This is a genomic window from Thalassolituus sp. UBA6592 (assembly GCF_002433655.1).
Taxonomy (GTDB): Bacteria; Pseudomonadota; Gammaproteobacteria; order Pseudomonadales; family Oceanobacteraceae; genus Venatoribacter.
This window is the reverse complement of the sequence record NZ_DJIO01000063.1, coordinates 26289-45265: the sequence shown is the minus strand read 5'-3', so window position 1 is coordinate 45265 and position 18977 is coordinate 26289. Positions and strand designations below refer to the sequence as shown.

Below are 18977 nucleotides of genomic sequence, written 5' to 3'. Positions count from 1 at the left end.
AACTGTGGGACAGCAGTGGCCTGACAGGGGCTGCTTTTTCCGGCAGGCTGAAGCTCAGCCTGCGGCTTTCTTTTTCATCTCTGAACTTTCACCATTAGCCAGATAGGCTTCCAGCGAATCATCCAGAGCTTCCAGCCATGGTGTGTGATGCGGAGGTGACATGGTTCCTGTCATCAGGGAAGCGTAAGAGTTATTACGGAAGCCCATGATGTCTTCTTTTTTATGATGCTTCCATTCCAGGAAGGTCTGGTTAACACCATCAATATCGAATGTCGGGTAATCCGTCTGTTCAATTAAGTGCAGAATATATGAACCCTGATATTCGTACATTTCTTTGGCGGTTTCGAGCTTAAGCTCTTCGATGCGCCACTGGGCACTGTCGGCGCGCATCTCATCCTGGGATGGCAATGGAATACGACCCATAATCACATCGCGGGTATACCATGCCTGAGCATCAAACATGTTGAAGCTGTACCACTGATCCTGCATACCAATATAGAAAAGTTTCGGGTTATCTTCCCACACCACGCCTTTATACAGATTCAGTGGCCACAGACGGTTATCCGTAACCAGACGCAGATCGTCATTCAGGAAGGGGAAGTGGTGGATGTAACCGGTACACAGAATAATGGCATCAATATGCTTGCTGGTACCATCGACAAAATAGGCGACATTTTCATCAACATGGGTCAATGCCGGCTTTTCTTCCCAGTTTTCCGGCCACTTGTAGCCCATGGGGGCTGAACGGTAGCTGGAAGTAATGGAACGCGCACCGTATTTATAGCATTGAGAACCGATGTCTTCAGCAGAGTAGCTGGAACCGACGACCAGAATGTCTTTGTCTTTGAACTCCAGTGCGTCACGGAAATCGTGGGCATGCAGTACGCGGCCACCAAAGTTGGCAAAACCAGGATATTCGGGAACGTTCGGTGTTGAGAAGTGACCACTGCAGACCACGACATAATCAAAAACTTCGCTGTAGATTTTGTCGTCATTGTGATCGTGAACGGTGACGGTGAAGTTATCATTTTCTTCACTGTATTCGATATGACGTACGGCGGAATTAAAACGGATGTATTTGCGTACGCCGGCTTTTTCTACGCGGCCTTTAATATAGTCCCATAATACTTCGCGGGGAGGGTAGGAGGCGATGGCGCGGCCAAAATGTTCTTCAAACGTGTAATCGGCGAATTCAAGGCATTCTTTCGGGCCATTTGACCAAAGATAGCGATACATGCTGGTGTGTACCGGTTCACCGTTCTCATCCATGCCTGTGCGCCAGGTGTAATTCCATTGGCCACCCCAGTCGCTTTGTTTTTCGAAACAAACCATATCCGGAATTTCAGCACCTTTTTCCTGCGCTGACTGGAAAGCCCGGAGTTGAGCCATGCCACTGGGTCCTGCACCAATAATTGCAACACGCTGAGTCATCTTGATCTCCTTTTTAGTTGATAAGACCAAGATAAAAAGATTTAAGGTTTTTACCTACTCCCCCGTGTGGGTAACCAAAAGGGTGTAAAAACAGTTATTTTTTAATATTCAGGCTGAATTTTATCAGTGATTAATGACTGCTTTCGAAAACAACGCCCTGAACACCAAGAACCTGTCCGCTGGCGGAATAAATTCCACGACCTTTTTCCCGCACTGTTCGACGTTTACCATCAGCATCACAGATATGATAAATCAATTCATACGGACGTTTATGGCGCAGAGCATCCTGCACTTCACTCCACACATAGCCGGCATCCTGTGCGTCAATCATAGAGCCGTAAGAAAGCTGCGATTCGTTAATCAGCTGTTCCGGGTGGTAGCCGGTTACTTCCAGGCAACCGTCGCTGACGTATTCCATGGTCCAGCTCAGATTATTGCGCGAGCGGAACAGCATGGCAGGTACATTCTGTACCAGGCCGTTCAGACTGCGGTGGCTGGCATTACGGATCTCATCTTCCCGCACCTGAGGGGTGATATCACAAAGGGTTGCACTGATGGGGTAGAGTGTGCCCGGATTCATCGACTGCAGGCGCATTTCACACCAGCGCACGTCATCATCCGGACCACTGATGCGTATCCAGATCATCTGACTCTGGCGGGTTGCTGTAACTTCCTGCACAGCCATACGCCAGTTGTGTATATCTTCCGGGTGTAAGAAGGCTGTCAGTGGACGGCCACTGCTGTCTTTTTTACTCACGCCAGTGAGCGTTTCCCAGCAACGGTTCACATATTGCAGACAGTCACCCTGCGTCACGGTAAGTACAACGTCTTCCAGAGAATCCAGCAGCTGTTCCATGGAATAGTCCAGCTGTGGTGACGATTCAGTGCGGAATAAATTAAGCAATGCCATTAATCCTGTTCCGTTTTTTCTGCTGTATCCTGTACTGTGCCTGTCGCTCCATGATTGTATGCCCAGGCTGCCAATTCCAGACGCGAATGCAGATTCAGTTTGCGCAGCATATTTTTTACGTACACTTTTACAGTGCCATCACTGATGCCCAGTTCACGGGCAATCAATTTATTACTCATGCCCTGGCTGATCAGCTGCAGGGTCTGTTGTTCACGCTGGGTGAGTTCATTGGTATCGGCGTAATCCGCTGGGATGGTATTTTTTTCGGTGGCGGTTTCGTGGCGGCTTTCATTACTCTGTTCATTGCTTTGCAGAGTATTCTGGCCATTAAACTGACCATTGCGCAGACCGCGGGCAAGAATATTGACGGCAACAGAATTGAGGGCAACTTCGCCCTGCATGGCTTTACGCAACTGGCTGGTCATTTCATCCGGGGCGGTGTCTTTCAGCAGGTAGCCATCGGCCCCGGCGCTCAGAGCTTCAATTAAATGCTCACTGTCATCCGAGGCGGTTACCATCACAATGCGCATACTGCCGCCTTTGGCACGGATCTGTTTCAACGCTTCGAGGCCGGAAATATCCGGCATCTGCAGATCCAGCAGTAATAATTCAGCGTCGTACTGATCCAGTTGGGCGATATAGTCATGGGCATTATCAAAATCCGCTAACACACGGAACCCTGGTGTTTCTTTCAGCAGCTGCACCAAACCACGCCGGAACAGTGGGTGGTCATCCACCACCACGGCATGGATGGTCGGCTCGGCACTGGCGACTGTGGTGGTGTGGATGTCCGGTGACGCGTTCATAGCGATTATTCCCTGAAACTGTTTTCTCTGAGTGTATTTTTCAGCGATGTTTTTATCGCAGGTTTTTCTCTGAGCTTATTTGTCTTTAACAGGAAAGCTGATTTCGACCACGGTGCCACCGCTTTTCCTTGCCTTTATGACACAGCGTGCGCCGATGGTGGCAGCCCGTTCCTGCATGATCATCAGTCCGTAGCTGTCGCTGCGCGCCTGATTTCCGGCAATACCGCGACCATTGTCTTCAATGCTTATCTGCAGTTTGCCATGGCGTAACAGCGCGCGGATCCGGGCATGAGAGGCATGGGAGTGCCGCACAATATTGGCCAGAGATTCACGCACAATATGGCTTAACTGGGTTAACTGGCGCTCGTTCAATGAGATATCTGTACAGCGGTTATCGAGCTGAAAGACGATGGCGCTGTGTTGTGCAAATTCATCAATGGCATGGCTGAAAATCTGCTCCAGCGATTGTTCGCGCAATGTCAGGCGTGAGGCCGAAATCAGTTCCCGTGCCTGGCGGTAGGCCATCAGTGTCTGGCCGGCTATCTCATCACTGATCTCGCGGATGGCATTCTGTTGCTGGCAGAAATTTTCGCTGTCAGCGGCAAATGTCTGTAGCCGCGCGGTGCGGATGCGCAGGTAGCCTAATACCTGTGCCAGAGAGTCATGCAGTTCGGCCGCCTGTGCGCTGCGTTCCTGCTTCAGTGCCACAGCGACAGCCTGCTGACGTTGGCAATAAATGGTTAATCCCTGGGAAAAGGCGGGACGCAGTGTCTGGGTAAGGGAATAAAGAGATTCTTTGTCGTAATCGCTGAGCGATGAAAGTACAGCCAGCCAGCCCGGGTTATTGTCCGCGCCAAGGTCCAGCTGACACAGGGTAATGTCTTCATTGTGGGATAACGCAATGGTGCGCTGATGATCCCGGCCACCGGGCACAAGATCCGCCGACGTCAGCTGCAGCGTCAGAGTCTGCAGCCAGTAACTGTCTGCAGCACTGTCGCCAATATCACTGCCAATGCCACCGGCATGAAACAGGGTTTGGCCGCCACTGGCTGCGGGTAATACCACTGCCAGTTGCAGTGAATGATCATGCAGCAGATAGCGCAGACGCTGCTGACTGCGCTGAATGATCTGACTCATGCTGCTGTCGTCCGCAGCGGCCAGCTCCAGCGTCAGCGCCTGATAGTCCGCAGGCATTCTGGCCGCCGCCATGGGCCGGGCTTTACTGAACCATGACTGCATCCAGTGAAAAAAGCGGGATGGTTTCTGATCAGTAACGGCTGACATATTCCCCTCCTGTGTTTTCGCGTATTGAGTACGTCTTTCCTCTGGGCACCGGTCTTTCGCCGGCAGCTCCTTTTGTTTTCTGCCCGCTTGTATGAGCAGAAGTTGTGCCATTCCCACGGCTTTTTTCCCTGCTACTACCAAGTGGGTACTCCCAGCGGAGGATTGAGAGAAAAATCCTGCTGGTAAACATTATTAACCAGTGAGAAACACCAGTTCCGGGGTCGTTTAAGCAGTATCAGAGTCCGGCCGCCCTGGTTTTTTACCTGGAAGCGCTCTCTTGTGTGACCCGCAAAACGCACAGCAGTGGCGCAAACCAGAACTGAAATGGGCGATCCCGGTGCTGTGTGTTCTCCGTCAACACCTGTACAGCGACAGCTCAGGTAACAGGCGAAACGACGACAATTTCAGACAATTTGATAGTCAGGCAGGAGAAGGTCATGGATTCAGCGCAGTCAGGTGGTATCGACAGAGTGTCGCCTCCTTCCCGTGTCTGGCGTGCAGAAGGGCAGCAGGCGCTGCGCATTCAGGCCCGTGCCGGAGATTATCTGCAGATCACCTCAGCCTGCGGCTTTCAGCCCTGTGAAATATTGGTACTTAACGGCCAGCACAGTGCTTTTGCCGGTTTGCAGACTGCAGAGGCCAGCCTCACCAAAGCTCAGCTGAGTGAAGGCAGTCAGGCAGCGCGCAGCCTGCAACAGAAGTTTGATCAGTGGGGCGTGAGCGCTGCACTGCTGGATCAGGCGCTGGTCTTTGCGGCCGATGCGTTACCGCGCATGACACTGAGCACAGATGCGGAGCTGGTTATTATTGCTCCAGGTAAATCTTTGCTGCTGACTACAGACGATGCAGATAGCGACGCAGAAAACTACTCAGAAAACTACGCAGCAGGCGCTGTGCAGATGGCACCCACTGAACTGACAATACAACTGTGGGGCGCTCTGGATGCTCCACAGCCCTATGACGATCTGCCGGAGCCTCTGGCAGAACCTGTGGCGGAATATCGCATAAAAAACAGCACAGCCGATGTGTATGAAGTAAAAGCCGGGCAGTGGATTCAGATTATTGATGTCGCCGGCAAGCAGTGCTCGGATTTAATAGCCTTTGATCTGGCGGCAATACAGGAAGGCCGGGAAGTCATGCTGGATGCAACGGCGACACGTACGATTCAGGGTTTGAATCTGCCACAGCCGGGTCTGCATGCGAAATTCCTCGATGCCGATATGCAGGGCATGCTGGAAGTTGTGCAGGATACCGTGGGCCGCCACGACAGTTTTTTATTCGCCTGCACCAATAAATTTTATGAAGACGCCGGCTATTTTGGTCATGTCAGCTGCAGCGATAATTTTAATAAGGCACTGAAGCCGTATGGCATAGCGCCACGCGCCGGCTGGCCGGCAATTAATTTATTTTTTAATACCAGTGTCGGCGACTGCGGCACGATTTTTTCAGACGAGCCATTTTCCCGCGCCGGGGATTACGTATTGCTGCGTGCCCAGCGCGATCTGTTGATCGGCAGCTCTGCCTGTCCCGATGACATTGATCCGGCCAATGGCTGGACACCGACCGATATTCATGTGCGCGTCTACAGCGCAGAAGAAGAATTTCCCCGTGCCATCGCTTACCGCACTCTGCCAGAGGAATTACCGCGTATGACCAAACAGACCGCTTTTCATCCGCGTACAGCGGCGATGTCGAGTCATTTTACCGAGTACCGCGGCTACTGGGTGGCCGGTGAGTACGATGGCTACGGTGCCCGTGCAGAATATCTGGCCTGCCGCGAAAGAGTAGCGCTGCTGGATTTAACCCCACTGCGCAAATTTGAAGTAGTCGGCCCGGATGCGGAAGAGCTGCTGCAGTTTGCTTTAACCCGCAATGTACGGCGTCTGGCCATTGGTGAAATTGTTTATACCGCTGTCTGTTGTGAAACCGGCGGCATGATAGATGACGGTACCTTGTTCCGCTTAGGTGAACAGAATTTCCGTTTCGTTGCCGGTGATCCTTATATGGAAACCTGGCTGCGCGAACTGGCGGAGAAAAAAGGCTATCGCGTACGGGTGCAGAATTCTTCAGAGCAGATTCATAACCTGTCTCTGCAGGGGCCGCAAAGCCGTGCCTTGTTGAGCGAAATTATCTGGACACCTGCCCATCAGCCGGATGTAAAAGATTTACGCTGGTTTCACTTCACTATTGGCCGCTTAGGTGGTCCGCAGGGGATGCCGGTGATGGTATCCCGTACCGGTTATACCGGTGAGCTGGGTTTTGAAATCTGGTGTCATCCGGATCACGGCACTGAATTGTGGGACGCGATCTGGGAAGCCGGTCAGCAATACGGTATTGCCCCCATGGGATTTGATGCACTGGATATGCTGCGCATCGAGGCCGGGCTGATTTTTGCCGAGCATGAATTCTGTCCGCAGACCAACCCTTATGAAGCCGGCATTGGTTTTACCGTACCGATGAAAACTAAAGAAGATGATTTTGTCGGACGTTCAGCCATGGCGGCACAGAATCCGGAAAGCCGGAAAAAGCTGGTCGGCTTATTTATTGAAGACACTGAAACCGTTTCCCATGGCGATGAGGTTTACAGCGGCCGCTATCCGGTGGGCGTGATCACCAGTGCTACCCGCTCACCTTTACTCAACAAACAGATTGCCATGTGCCGTGTTGCGCCCGAATTTTCTGCGCCAGGCACGGAGCTTGAGGTTGGTCAGCTTGATGGCCATAAAAAACGCTTAAAAGCCACAGTAACAACCACACCATTTTACGATCCCGAGCGTACACGGGTACGTTCATAATTTTAAAAACGCAGTAAAACGAGGTAACGATTATGCCAGCAATGAAATTTTTCCCGGAAGCGATCAAAGCAGAACAGCCGGATATGGAACGCCCGGGGGTTAACGCCTGGTTGGGTGATACGGCGGTATCTACCGATGAAGACAAAACCATCGCCGCCGGCTTCTTTCATCTGAAAAAATCCGAAGCGCCACTGGTGTATGACTACACCTATCACGAAATGAAATGCATCGTTGAAGGTGAATTTAAAATCACCGATCAGGACGGCAATGTTGCCCATGCCAAAGCCGGTGATGTGTTCTATTTCCCGGCGGGCAGCACCATTACGTTTGAAACCGACAGCTACGGCATTGGCTTCTTCTGTGGTCAGCGTCGCGAAGGCGAGGGCTGAGGCCCGGGTAATCGGGTAACGTTTCTGCTGTATATCAGGTCCCGCGACTTCCTCCTCCAGTTGGTGAACTGATATGCAGCAGTCCTGAACCGGATTTGTGCAGCTTTATTCCGACAATACCCTTCTGAAAATCAAAAACCTTTTAATAAACAATGGTTTAGATAGAAACTCAGGGGGTGGTCTGGATTTTGCCTTTCCTGACAGGAATAAAAATATCCTGATATGCAGAGATATGCATTCTGCTGGCCCGAAAGCCGGTGGAAATCTCAGGTGCCAGGTTTTCTCCCGCTGTGAGTGATTATCCGGCGGTGAATGGTTTTAATCTCCCGGAGTTTGGTATGCAAGCGAGTGCAGAAAAGCCAGAACTGACCAAGTCAGAATTAACCAGATCAGATTTAGAACTGGTGCCCGGCGTAAAAAGCCGGCCACAGTATCCGCCAGTGAGTCTCAACAGTGCGACTCAGCATCAGATTTTTATCACTCAGCAGGATGTTGAGCGGGATAAGGCTGACGCTCTGCTGGCGCCATTGATCGCTGCCTGTAACAGCGGTGACAGCAGTTTCGACGTGTTAACCATTGGTTTGTCTGCAGCCAATGGCATTGAAGAGTTATCCACCACTCTGGCGGGTTTACCACTGTCATCCAGCTTTTATGTGGCGGGTACAGAGGCCTTTATCTGGGACGTGGCCAAACTGATTCAGGATGCCGGTTTTATTATGGAGCAGATTCATCTGCTGCCGCCGGTGAATAATCAGCGCCGGCTGTTCTGTACCCACTGTTACGAAATTACCGAGCCAGTAACACAGTCACCTGCAGTATGCAGCGGCTGTGGTCGTAATCTGCTGGTGCGTGATCACTTCTCTAAAATTCACCGCGCTTACGTCGGTGTACAGATTGATGCAGAAGATCCGGCGGACCTGCCGGAAAAAGCGGAGGAATTAAGCTGATGAGTAATCAGATGATCGCAGTCCGTGTGACCGCCGTAAATGATGTAGCGCCGAAAATCCGTGAATTCTGTCTGGCCGCGGTTGATGAATCTCTGCCACCTTTTTCTGCCGGTTCTCATGTCATGGTGGAAATGGCCGGAGAAAATAAAACCTATCGCAATGCCTATTCGCTGATGAGTGATCCGGCTGATACCTCGGCCTATCACATTGCCGTGCGCCTGCAGGATGAATCCCGTGGTGGCTCGGTGTTTATGCACACTCAGGTGAAAGAAGGTGATGTACTTAAGATTACACCGCCAGCCAATTTATTTGCCCCGCACTGGGCAGCCCAAAAACATATTCTGATCGCTGGTGGTGTTGGCATTACGCCGTTTATGTCGTATCTGCCGGAGCTGCAGCGTCGTAACGCGGATTTTGAACTGCATTACCTGTACCGCAGCAATCAGACCGGCGCTTATCGTCAGAAACTGGCAGATGATTTGGGTGAGCGTTTTTTCAGCTATGACTCGGATAATGGTCAGCTGTGCGTCGTGCAGCAGTTGTTAAGTACGCTTACACCGGGTACCCACGTCTATATCTGTGGTCCGGATACGCTGATCGATGCCGTCAAAAATGAAGCCGCAGCGTTGGGTATTCCTGCCGGTATTATTCATTATGAAGAATTTGCTGCGCCCAAACCGGGCAAGCCATTTCTGGTTAATCTGGCCAAAACCGATAAGCAGGTAGTGGTCGACAGTGAATCCAGCATGCTGGAAGCACTGGAAGCCGCCGGCGTTGAAGTCGCCAATATGTGTCGCGGTGGTGTGTGTGGCCAGTGCGTTACCAAAGTGACCGATGGTATTCCGGAACATCGCGATGATTTTTTATCTGCCGATGAAAAGAACAGCAATCAATGCGTGATGCCCTGTGTATCCCGCGCCGTCAGCGACAGTCTGACACTGGATTTGTGAGGAAGGATTATGCGTTTAGCACCAACTAAGCTGGAAACATTCCGCGACGATTTTACTTACACTAACAGTGAAGAAGCGATTGAGCGCTTTCCGTTTCCTTTTCCGGAAGACGAATATTCTTATTCCGTTAATATCGAGCCGCATACATTGCCAGGCCCGGTTGGTTCCGTAAACGAATTTCTGTTTGATATTGACGAGCATTACCTGTCGGAAATGGCCGAGCGTGACCTGGTTCTGAAAGAAAACCCAAAACGCTGTCTGGCCATGCCACATATGGAACAGGCCTGCTGGGACTTTATCGAACGTGCGATGACCAGCATGGCTAAAGATTACCCGGACTATTTCCGCCTTGAACGAAATGGCGATAAATGGCATTGGCAGAATCGGCTGCTGAAACTCGACGACGTTTTTACCTTCGGTGACAGCAGCACGCTGCCGTGCCCACCACTGGAATACATGGGCCGTCAGGTACAGGGCGATATCGCTTTGCTGGATCAGCGTGATGGCGATTTATTTCTCGACGCGGGCATTGTCACCTGTCCGGCAGACTGGTCACTGGCCTTTGATGCCGGCATGAGTTTTAAGGAATGGCACGGCCCGGTTCCGATGGCGCATGAAATGGGTGTTTTTGATCGTGCACTGAAATATCTCACAGCGATTCCGGTTGACCGCCCGGTGCGCAGACTGAACTGGACCTTAACCGTGAATGCACGCATGGATACGTCACCGGAAACCTACCCAATGTGGGGTGTTGAAAACCGCTCAGTAACGCCGGAAAACGTTGGTGAAAAGGTCTATCTGCGGGTAGAACTGCAGGTTCTCGACCGTATGGCCCGTTCCAATGCGCTGATGTTCAGTATCCGTACTTATCTGATCAGTATGGACGATCTGGTCACGAATAAAGATTGGGCACGGCGTATGCATCGTGTTATGAAGAACTTACCGGAGCCGTTAATCGAATATAAAGGCCTGACGCATTATCATCAGATTCTGATCGACTGGCTGTCAAAATACGATCCGGTTAACTGATTTTCTGTATTGCCTGACGGCAATCTGATGTCTTTAAAGCCATACTCCCGCCTCTGTGCGGGAGTTGCACTTTATTGGAATTGTTATGACAGTTACGGAAAAAGAACCTTTTGAATTACTGACCCCTCAGCAGCAGCTGGATCATCTGCTGGCTGTCGCCAAACGCGCCTTACCGGCCTGGGGCATAAATGCCGGGGCCGGGATTAAATTACTCAGCCTGTCTGAGAATGCGACCTATCTGATCAGTGCTGATGATTCACCGGTAAAAGATCAAAGCGGCGCGCCGCAGCCGGTGATTATGCGCGTGCATCGCACCGGCTATCACAGCAAAGATGCTATCCGTACTGAGCTGGCGTGGATGAAAGCGCTGCAGGCAGAAGCACAGTTGGCGACTCCTCAGGCCATTCCCGCATTAAATAATGAAATTATTCAGACTGTCGAAACTGCGGAATTAAATGAAAGCCGTTTTGTCGTGCTGTTCGAACTGATTCCCGGCGAAGCACCGGACGAGTCGCAGCTGATCGAACCCTTTAAGCGTCTGGGTGCCGTGACAGCACGGATGCATCAGCATGCCCGTGGCTGGACGCGGCCAGAGTATTTTGAGCGTCTGGTGTGGGATTTTGACGGCTGTATGGGCGCAGTGAAATTGTGGGGCGACTGGCGCGAAGCGCCGGGGCTGTGTGCCGATATGAACGTGGTGCTGGAAAATACCCAGGTCAAACTGGAACAGCGTCTGCGCGCTTACGGTGCTGGTGATGATAAGTTTGGTTTGATTCACGCCGATCTGCGGCTGGCCAATCTGCTTGAGTCCAACGGTGAAACCCGGGTGATTGATTTCGATGATGCCGGCCTTGGCTGGTTTATGTACGATCTCGCCAGTGCCGTCAGTTTTATCGAAACCCGTGACGATCTGCCGCAACTGATTTCCGCCTGGCTCGAAGGTTATCAGACTCAGGGTCAGTTGGGCGCAGATGATATTGCAGAAATTCCAACCTTTATTATGTTGCGCCGCATGACCTTGCTGGCCTGGATTGGTTCGCATTCAGAAACCGAACTGGCACAGCAGCAGGGCGAAGAGTTTACCCGCGGTACGGCCATGCTGGCCGCGCGCTATCTGCAGGATGAGCTGCTCAATGATGTGGTTAATGGGTCGTTGGCAAAGCTCAGTACACAGGAGCCGGCGTAATGACCCGGCAGCCGGAAAATACATCAAAGGCGGGGAAAAATAGGGCGGTTAAGAAAATTCTTGATCAGAATGCCTGTGATTTTTCTGCCAGCGGTAACGAACATATCGATGGTCTGGTGCAGGAACGGCTGCACACCATGGGGCCGACTTCCGTACTGTTTTATCGCAAACCACTGGAGTTTACTCATGGTGACGGTGCCTGGCTTTTTGATGGCGATGGCAATCGTTTTCTCGATGTATACAACAATGTCGCCGTGCTGGGGCACGCGCATCCGGCAGTGCAGCTGGCGGTCAGCGAACAACTGAAAAAGCTGAATACCCACAGCCGTTATCTGAATAAAGCCAGCCACGATTATGCGCAGCAGCTGTTGTCGACAGTCCCCGATACCCGCAGCGACTATCTGAATGATCCACGCCTGCTGATGACCTGCACCGGCAGTGAAGCCAATGATGTGGCATTGCGCCTGGCTTTTCTTGCCAGTGGTGCACAGGGCGTGATTGTCTCTGAAGCGGCCTATCACGGTAATACGTATCTGGTGAATCAGGTGTCGCCGTCGTCCTGCAAAAAAGTCCCTGATTGGGTGGCAACCTTTTCGCTGGATGCGTTGCAGCAGGAGGACCTGACGCCAGAGCAGGCGCAGGCGGCGATCACGCTGGAAATAAACCGCGCCATTAATACCCTCAGTAATCATGGCTATGGTGTGGCCGCTCTGCTGGTTGACAGTATTTTCTCCAGCGATGGTGTGTATTCCCATCCCCCGGGATTTTTAACCACAGCTGTGGATATTGTGCGCGAAGCCGGAGGCCTTTTTATTGCGGATGAAGTGCAACCAGGCTTTGCCCGCACGGGCGAGCAATTCTGGGGGTACTTACGTCACAGTACAGAACAGAAGCCACTGGTGCCGGATATCATCACCTTTGGTAAGCCCATGGGGAACGGCTACCCGGTAGCCGGACTGATCACAGGTAATGCATTACTGCAGACGTTTGCCGATGAGGAAGGCTACTTCAATACCTTTGCCGGCACCCATGCGGCTATTGCCGCTGCGCAGGCAGTATTAAGCGCCATTCAGACCGAACATCTGCAGGATAACGCCCGTGAGACCGGTGCGCTGTTCAAGCGTGAACTGAACGCCCTGATGGACGAATTTACCTGCATTAAAGCCGTGCGGGGCGCTGGCCTGTTTCTCGGTGTGGACCTGGTCAATGCTGCCGGCAACGCCGACGCGCAACTGACCAGTCAGGTTATAAATGCCATGCGCGATCTGGGTATTCTGATTGGTGCTGCAGGCAAATCGGGCAGTACGTTAAAAATCCGTCCGCCATTATGTTTCAGTGCAGAAAACGTCGCGCTGTTTATCGGGCGTTTACGCACGGTACTGACATCTCTGAATAACGACTGACAGGTTTTATTTTTATACACAGGAGCTGAATATGAGCACACAGAAAGTTCTGGTCACCGGTGGTACCAAAGGTATCGGTAAAGGCATCGCTATGGTTTTTGCCAGTCACGGTTGCGATGTGGCTGTTCTTGGCCGCGATCAGGCGGCAGCCGATGCGGTTGCTGCAGAACTGGCGGAAACCAGCAGCGGTAAAATCATCGGGGTTGCCGGAGAAGTCAGCAATAAAGCCTCTATGATTGCCGCGACGGAAAAAGTGGTCAGTGAATTCGGTGGGCTGGATGTACTGTGTGCCAATGCCGGTATTTTTCCGGATGCGGCGCTGGAAACCATGACAGAAGAAGACTGGGATCTGGTGATGGATACTAATCTGAAAGGTACGTTTATTACCGTTCAGGCAGCAATTCCTGCGCTGAAAGAAAGCAGTGCCGGACGTATTGTTGTAACGTCCTCCATTACCGGACCGGTAACCGGTTTTCCCGGCTGGTCACATTACGGTGCCAGTAAAGCCGGCCAGCTTGGTTTTATCCGTACGGCTTCCATCGAGCTGGCGAAATATCAGATTACCGTCAATGCCGTGATGCCAGGCAATATTATCACCGAAGGTTTGCAGGGCATGGGTGAGGATTACCTGCAACAGATGGCTAATTCCATTCCGCTGAAGCGTCTGGGTAAAGTGGAAGATATTGGCCATGCTGCCTATTACTTTGCATCCGAAGGCGCAGGCTATGTGACCGGCCAGACCATTGTGGTGGATGGTGGGCAGATTCTGCCGGAGTCGCTTGAAGCGGTTGGTTAAGCGTTATTTAGTTTGAACAGAAAAAACCGGTCACAAAGACCGGTTTTTTTATGGCTGCGATCAGCTTCGCCCGGGTGTCAGCCCCGCCAGAATACCGGTGTCAGCAACACCATGACGGTCAGCAGTTCCAGTCGCCCGAGCACCATGGCAAAACATAAGATCCATTTGGCAGTATCGGTCAGCGTGGCAAAGTTACCGGCAGGACCAATAATATCGCCAAGGCCGGGGCCGACGTTAGTCAGTGCTGTGGCCGCACCGGTCAGGCTGGAGACAAAGTCGAGTCCGGTTAACGACAGAATCAGTGTGGTAATGACCAGAGTTATAAAAAACAGGAAAGAAAATGCCACGGCAGAAGACATAATGTCGTCGGATACGACCTTGCCGTTGTAGCGCACGCGGTTGATGCCATGGGGATGAACCAGACGGCTCATCTGATCTTTGAGAAACAGCCAGGACAACTGAAAGCGGAATATTTTCATGCCGCCACTGGTGGAGCCTGAGCAGCCGCCAATAAATGTGACGAAGAAAAACAGGGTAATACTGAATACGCCCCACTGGGTGTAATCGCCGGAAGCAAAGCCCGTGGTGGTAATCACAGAAACGATATTGAAAGCGACGTGGGTCAGGGTATCGAAAGGCGTCATGCCACTTTTACCACCATCACTGGTGAGCAGTTGCTCCAGTGTCAGCAGGACAATCAGGCCGATGACAATAACCACAAAGCCTTTGGTCTGTTCATCTTTTAAGGATTCCAGCCGGCGCTCGTTCATAAAGCGGATAAACAACATAAAGGGCATACCGCCAAGCAGCATAAACAGCGTGGCAATCCACAGAATGCCGTTATCAAAGCGCCCCATGGAGCTGTCATCAGTGGCGTAGCCGCCGGTTGAGACTGTGGTCATGGCGTGGTTGACCGCATCAAAGGCCGTCATACCGGCGAGGAAATAACTCAGTGCGCAGAAAAAGGTCAGGCTGAAATACAGCACCATCAGCGCCCGGGCAAGGTCGCGGAAACGTGGCAGGGACTTATCTGACCAGTCGGATGATTCGGTCTGGAACAGACGCATACCACCCACCCGCAGGAAAGGCAGTACCGAGACCGCCATACCGATCACGCCAAAACCGCCGACCCATTGCAGCATGGAGCGCCACAGCAACAGTGAACCGGGTAATTCATGCAGCCCATGCATGACCGTCGAGCCTGTTGTGGTAATGCCGGATACAGCTTCGAAGACGGCGTCGGTGAGCGTGAGTGGATGATGGGTAAAGGTCAGCGGCAGGGCACTGAAAAACGACAGCAGCAGCCAGCTCAGGGAGGTCAGCAGATACAGTTGCCGTGCGGTCAGCGAAAACGGATGTTCGTAACCCGGCGCCATCATAAACATACCGGCCAGCGCAGTCAGTGCTGAGCCGATCAGGAAGGCCTGATACTCGTGATCATCGGTCAGGTAGGCATAGCATGCCGGCACCAGCATCAGCGCAGCCATAATAAAGGCGAGAATGCCGCACACGTAAAACACCGGACGGATAAGTCTGAACACCAGGGAGGCTTTGCTCATAAAATTGGGGCCGTGATATGAGAATGAGCCGCAGTCTAGCCCACAGCAGGAATAAAAAATAATGTTTAAGGCGGACATCTTACCGCATCAAACGGAACCCATTGTTGCATCTGTGTCAAAAAAGCTGACAGCCAGACTGCGTCATATCGGTAGCCTGCAGGGTACACTATGCTGTAGTAAAGGAATCGTCTGACTGTCAGCGGTCGTCAGACGGGCGCAGAACAGAGAGTGGGTGCTAAATAACCCGGCAGTTATGTAATAATGACGCCTACGCAAGTTGTGGATAATCCTATGTTGACTGAAATTCTGCTCGGAGCGGGGGTTGGCGCTGCTCTTGGGCTCACCGGCAGCGGTGGTGTGCTGGCGGTACCGGCACTGATTATTGGTCTTGGTATGACATTACCGGAAGCGGTGCCTGTGTCTCTGATTGCCATTGGTATGGCATCGGCCATCGGTACCCTCGAAGGGCTGCGCAAAAAGCTGGTGCGCTATCGTGCCGCCATCGTTATGGCCATTGCCGGTACCATACTGTCGCCACTGGGGATCTGGTTATCACATGAGTTACCCCATGATGTGATGATGATCCTGTTCTGCTTTCTGCTGTTTTATATTGCCCTGCGTATGGCGCGGCAGGCCCGTGGCTCCGGTGCGGCAGATGAAATGGATCAGGTGATCGGTGCCAACTGTATGCTGCGGCCGGATACCGGCCGCTTTCAATGGAATCCGCGCTGCTTCGCTACGTTAACCTCCATTGGCGGCATGTCCGGACTGTTCAGCGGTATGCTCGGCGTGGGTGGCGGCTTTCTGATCGTGCCGGGGGTGCGTCAGTTTTCCAATCTTGGCATGCACGGCATTGTCTCTACCTCACTGGCGGTGATTACCCTGATTTCTGCCGGTACGGTAACCGGTACTCTGTTGCGCGGGGCGACCATAGCACCGTCGAGCTGGTGGTTTATTGGTGCCACCGTGGTAGGACTTATTGTCGCACGCCGTTTTGCACCGCGTATTCCGGCCAACGCTTTACAGTGGGGCTTTGCAATACTTGCCAGTCTGGTGTCTGTGATGCTGTTGGTTAAAACCCTGCTGGCCATGGCTGTATAATTCAGCGCCTGAGCCCTTCTGATTCCAATCCGCTGACTGCCTTCTGTGGTCAGCCTGCAAAAGGTAAAAGCATGTTTCTGATGTCGTTTATCCCTGCATTGCACGCGCTGGCCGCGGTTCTGTGGGTGGGTGGTATGTTTCTGATGTTTATGGTGCTGCGCCCGTCAGCAGAAGCTGTGCTGCAGCCTGCTGAGCGTGTGGCTCTGATGCGCGCGGTATTTGATCGCTTCTTTCGCTGGGTATGGCTGTTTATCGCCGTTATTCTGATCACAGGATATGGTGAGATATTCATGCTCGGCAGCATGAAAAAAGCGCCGGCCTACATTCATCTGATGCAGGCGGTCGGGCTGTTTATGATTCTGGCGTTTGCCTGGCTGTATTTTATGCCTTACAAACTGTTGTGTAAGGCCGTGGACAACGGACAGACCGAAGTCGCGGGTAAAGTGATTAAAACCAATATGAAGCCGGTGATCGCGATGAATCTGATTCTCGGGATGTGTGAAATTATTATTGGTGTCGCCGGGCGCTATTGGGGATAACAGGCTTTTCAGCAGCTGTTGCTTATAATCTGAAAGCAGAAACGCAGACCCCGTGTATGACACAGTGGTCTGCGTTGCCACTTTTGTTTAGCGCCCAGCTTTGTGGCTATTAGCTTTGTGGCTATTAGCTTTGTGTCTGTTAGCTTTGTGTCTGTTAGCTTTGTGTCTGTTAGCTTTGAGGCTATTTGAGGCTATTAGCTTTGAGGCCAGTCGGGCACAATATTTTTTGCCATGGTTTCGGTATTTTTATTGTAGATCAGTACGGTGTTGGCACTGATCATCTGTGAATCTGCCAGTGCCAGACCGTATTTGCCGACCAGGGTACCGTCACCGTGAATGGTGTTGGCTGGCGTATAAAGCGCATAGCCGTAAGGGATCTGATACGCAGTAAAATCAAAAGTGTCGTCACCGTTGTTCTTGCCAATGACGATATAACCACCACAGCTTTCTTCCATGGGAATATGGATATGCGGGAAATTGTGGTACTCAACAAATACACCGCCACCACCGTGTTCTTTCATCAGAAATTCTTCACGGTAAATACTGGTGTAGTCATATTCCAGCATCAACAGATCCACTTCCGGTGATTCTACGGCCAGCACGTCGCCATTTTTGATCAGCTGCAGATTGTAGTGTTTGATGTTTTCCTGGTCGGCAACCACGGCCGGAATTTTAAAGTCATCCGGTACCAGCAGTGCGCCCATGCTGCCAAAGACATTACCGTCACTGCCCGCGACTACTTTGACATTTTCTTTCAGTGCTTCGGTAGCACTCAGCCACTCAGCTTTAACCGTCACTTTATGTGGGAATTCTGCGCCTGACTGCAGGCCGGTTTTATTGGTGCTGTCGACTACCCAGTTGGTAACGCCCTGGCGAATAAATACCATGCCGGCATCTGTGGTCATCGCCGGTTTGGATTTATCTGGCTGCCCATCCACGATGGCGTAGCGGGTCAGGCTCAGGTTTTCGGTCATGGCATCGGTAAGCAGGTTCTGCTCATAATAGATCGGAAAATCAAACGTATTGTCGGTCATGGTCATCCTTTGCTGAACAGGTAAATAAATACAGGTTCTGCAGGATAAACTCTTTATTGGTCTGAGCAGAAGAGCAAATAATACCTGTCCGCTGCTTTCTGTTGGCGGATCGGCGGCATGAATGATAGTTCGTGAGTGATCGTGATTGTTTAAGGGGCGTGTTCAGACGTTGTGGGAGCTATGAATAGCTGGCGCGTATTAATGGGTGTCAGTGAGTTAATGGGGGCAGTGAATTTTGTCCGGAATGTAAACGGGAAGGGAAGTGAGCCAGTGACGCTGAGCCATGACAGCGGCTAATAACAACAGCCAGTAACAATGGCCAATAACAATGGCCAATAACAATGGAAGTAACAACGGCAGGAATTACCGGGCCGGTAATGGTGCAAAAGAGATTCTGCAGCGCGTTACCAGCCAAGGTATCAATCAGAGCAGGCTGCGCACACCAGTAATGCGTGGGCGGCCTTTAACAGGTTCGTTAACCACGACAAGTACATCCCAGCTGGTGGTGCCCTGAGAATTGGTTGCAGCACACAGAAAGCGATAACTCATATCGTTGTCTGTGGATACGCGGTGGGGTTCGTAGCTAATGCCGCTGACTCTGCGAATGACTTCGTTGAAAACACGGATGCTTTCACGGGTAAGAGGACCAAAATCGGACCAGCTATCAAATGCAACTTCCTGAGCGAATGACATCGACTTTCTCCATTGTTTGCCAACATAAAACAGGCATAAAAGGAACCATGGTCCCACTAAAATGGGGGGCCGGATCAGTGGACCATGGCGTAAAAGAGCTGTCTGCGCAGAGAGCTTTCGTTAAC

17 protein-coding genes are annotated in these 18977 nt (G+C 51.8%); 10 read left to right on the top strand and 7 right to left on the bottom strand.

The window, feature by feature from the left end; genetic code table 11:
- Window positions 1-54: 54 nt before the first annotated feature.
- The 4 genes from B2Z72_RS05770 to B2Z72_RS05755 form a co-directional block, all read right to left on the bottom strand.
- Window positions 55-1431, bottom strand: a complete 1377-nt coding sequence (locus B2Z72_RS05770; protein WP_297004350.1) for an NAD(P)-binding domain-containing protein — start codon at window positions 1429-1431, stop codon at window positions 55-57.
- A 130-nt stretch (window positions 1432-1561) separates the two neighbouring features.
- A complete protein-coding gene (locus tag B2Z72_RS05765; RefSeq protein ID WP_297004346.1) occupies window positions 1562-2341 on the bottom strand; it encodes a PAS domain-containing protein in 780 nt (259 codons plus the stop codon).
- Entirely contained in the window at window positions 2341-3147 is an 807-nt protein-coding gene (locus B2Z72_RS05760; protein WP_297004343.1) for a response regulator, read from the bottom strand. The genes B2Z72_RS05765 and B2Z72_RS05760 overlap by 1 nt, the downstream gene beginning before the upstream one ends.
- A 75-nt stretch (window positions 3148-3222) precedes the next feature.
- The gene (locus B2Z72_RS05755) at window positions 3223-4431 is read right to left on the bottom strand and encodes an ATP-binding protein (RefSeq protein WP_297004340.1); all 1209 of its coding nucleotides are present in this window, start codon (window positions 4429-4431) and stop codon (window positions 3223-3225) included.
- Between the two features lie 437 nt (window positions 4432-4868).
- Here B2Z72_RS05755 and B2Z72_RS05750 point away from each other — a divergent pair, with 437 nt between their 5' ends.
- The 8 genes from B2Z72_RS05750 to fabG all read left to right on the top strand — a co-directional run bounded on the left by B2Z72_RS05750 (window position 4869) and on the right by fabG (window position 13926).
- Complete coding sequence (locus B2Z72_RS05750) at window positions 4869-7226, top strand: DUF1989 domain-containing protein (protein WP_296981900.1); 2358 nt, start codon at window positions 4869-4871, stop codon at window positions 7224-7226.
- A gap of 32 nt (window positions 7227-7258) precedes the next feature.
- On the top strand, window positions 7259-7615 hold the full coding sequence (locus B2Z72_RS05745) for a cupin domain-containing protein (RefSeq protein WP_296981898.1): 357 nt from the start codon (window positions 7259-7261) through the stop codon (window positions 7613-7615).
- A 338-nt stretch (window positions 7616-7953) separates the two neighbouring features.
- Window positions 7954-8562, top strand: coding sequence for a dimethylamine monooxygenase subunit DmmA family protein (locus tag B2Z72_RS05740; protein ID WP_296981896.1), 609 nt, complete (start codon window positions 7954-7956; stop codon window positions 8560-8562).
- Complete coding sequence (locus B2Z72_RS05735; protein WP_297004337.1) at window positions 8562-9512, top strand: PDR/VanB family oxidoreductase; 951 nt, start codon at window positions 8562-8564, stop codon at window positions 9510-9512. The genes B2Z72_RS05740 and B2Z72_RS05735 overlap by 1 nt, the downstream gene beginning before the upstream one ends.
- Window positions 9513-9521: 9 nt before the next feature.
- Entirely contained in the window at window positions 9522-10541 is a 1020-nt protein-coding gene (locus B2Z72_RS05730; protein ID WP_296981517.1) for a heme-dependent oxidative N-demethylase family protein, read from the top strand.
- Between the two features lie 85 nt (window positions 10542-10626).
- The gene (locus B2Z72_RS05725) at window positions 10627-11727 is read left to right on the top strand and encodes a phosphotransferase enzyme family protein (protein ID WP_296981520.1); all 1101 of its coding nucleotides are present in this window, start codon (window positions 10627-10629) and stop codon (window positions 11725-11727) included.
- Window positions 11727-13130 (top strand): aspartate aminotransferase family protein, encoded by a 1404-nt coding sequence (locus B2Z72_RS05720; RefSeq protein ID WP_296981521.1) that lies wholly within the window; start codon window positions 11727-11729, stop codon window positions 13128-13130. Before B2Z72_RS05725 ends, B2Z72_RS05720 begins: the two co-directional genes overlap by 1 nt.
- A 31-nt stretch (window positions 13131-13161) precedes the next feature.
- Window positions 13162-13926: a 3-oxoacyl-ACP reductase FabG gene (gene fabG, locus B2Z72_RS05715; protein ID WP_296981523.1), complete on the top strand. Its 765-nt coding sequence runs from the start codon at window positions 13162-13164 to the stop codon at window positions 13924-13926.
- 77 nt (window positions 13927-14003) lie between these two features.
- Here fabG and B2Z72_RS05710 read toward each other — a convergent pair whose 3' ends face one another.
- Entirely contained in the window at window positions 14004-15485 is a 1482-nt protein-coding gene (locus tag B2Z72_RS05710) for a TrkH family potassium uptake protein (RefSeq protein WP_296981525.1), read from the bottom strand.
- 291 nt (window positions 15486-15776) lie between these two features.
- On the opposite strand from B2Z72_RS05710, the gene B2Z72_RS05705 reads away from it, so the two are divergent.
- Entirely contained in the window at window positions 15777-16586 is an 810-nt protein-coding gene (locus B2Z72_RS05705) for a sulfite exporter TauE/SafE family protein (protein ID WP_296981527.1), read from the top strand.
- Between the two features lie 80 nt (window positions 16587-16666).
- Window positions 16667-17125 (top strand): CopD family protein, encoded by a 459-nt coding sequence (locus B2Z72_RS05700; RefSeq protein WP_296981529.1) that lies wholly within the window; start codon window positions 16667-16669, stop codon window positions 17123-17125.
- A gap of 194 nt (window positions 17126-17319) precedes the next feature.
- Here B2Z72_RS05700 and B2Z72_RS05695 read toward each other — a convergent pair whose 3' ends face one another.
- Both B2Z72_RS05695 and B2Z72_RS05690 read right to left on the bottom strand, forming a co-directional pair.
- A complete protein-coding gene (locus B2Z72_RS05695) occupies window positions 17320-18159 on the bottom strand; it encodes a hypothetical protein (protein WP_296981531.1) in 840 nt (279 codons plus the stop codon).
- 423 nt (window positions 18160-18582) lie between these two features.
- Window positions 18583-18852, bottom strand: a complete 270-nt coding sequence (locus tag B2Z72_RS05690; RefSeq protein WP_296981533.1) for a hypothetical protein — start codon at window positions 18850-18852, stop codon at window positions 18583-18585.
- Window positions 18853-18977 lie beyond the last annotated feature (125 nt).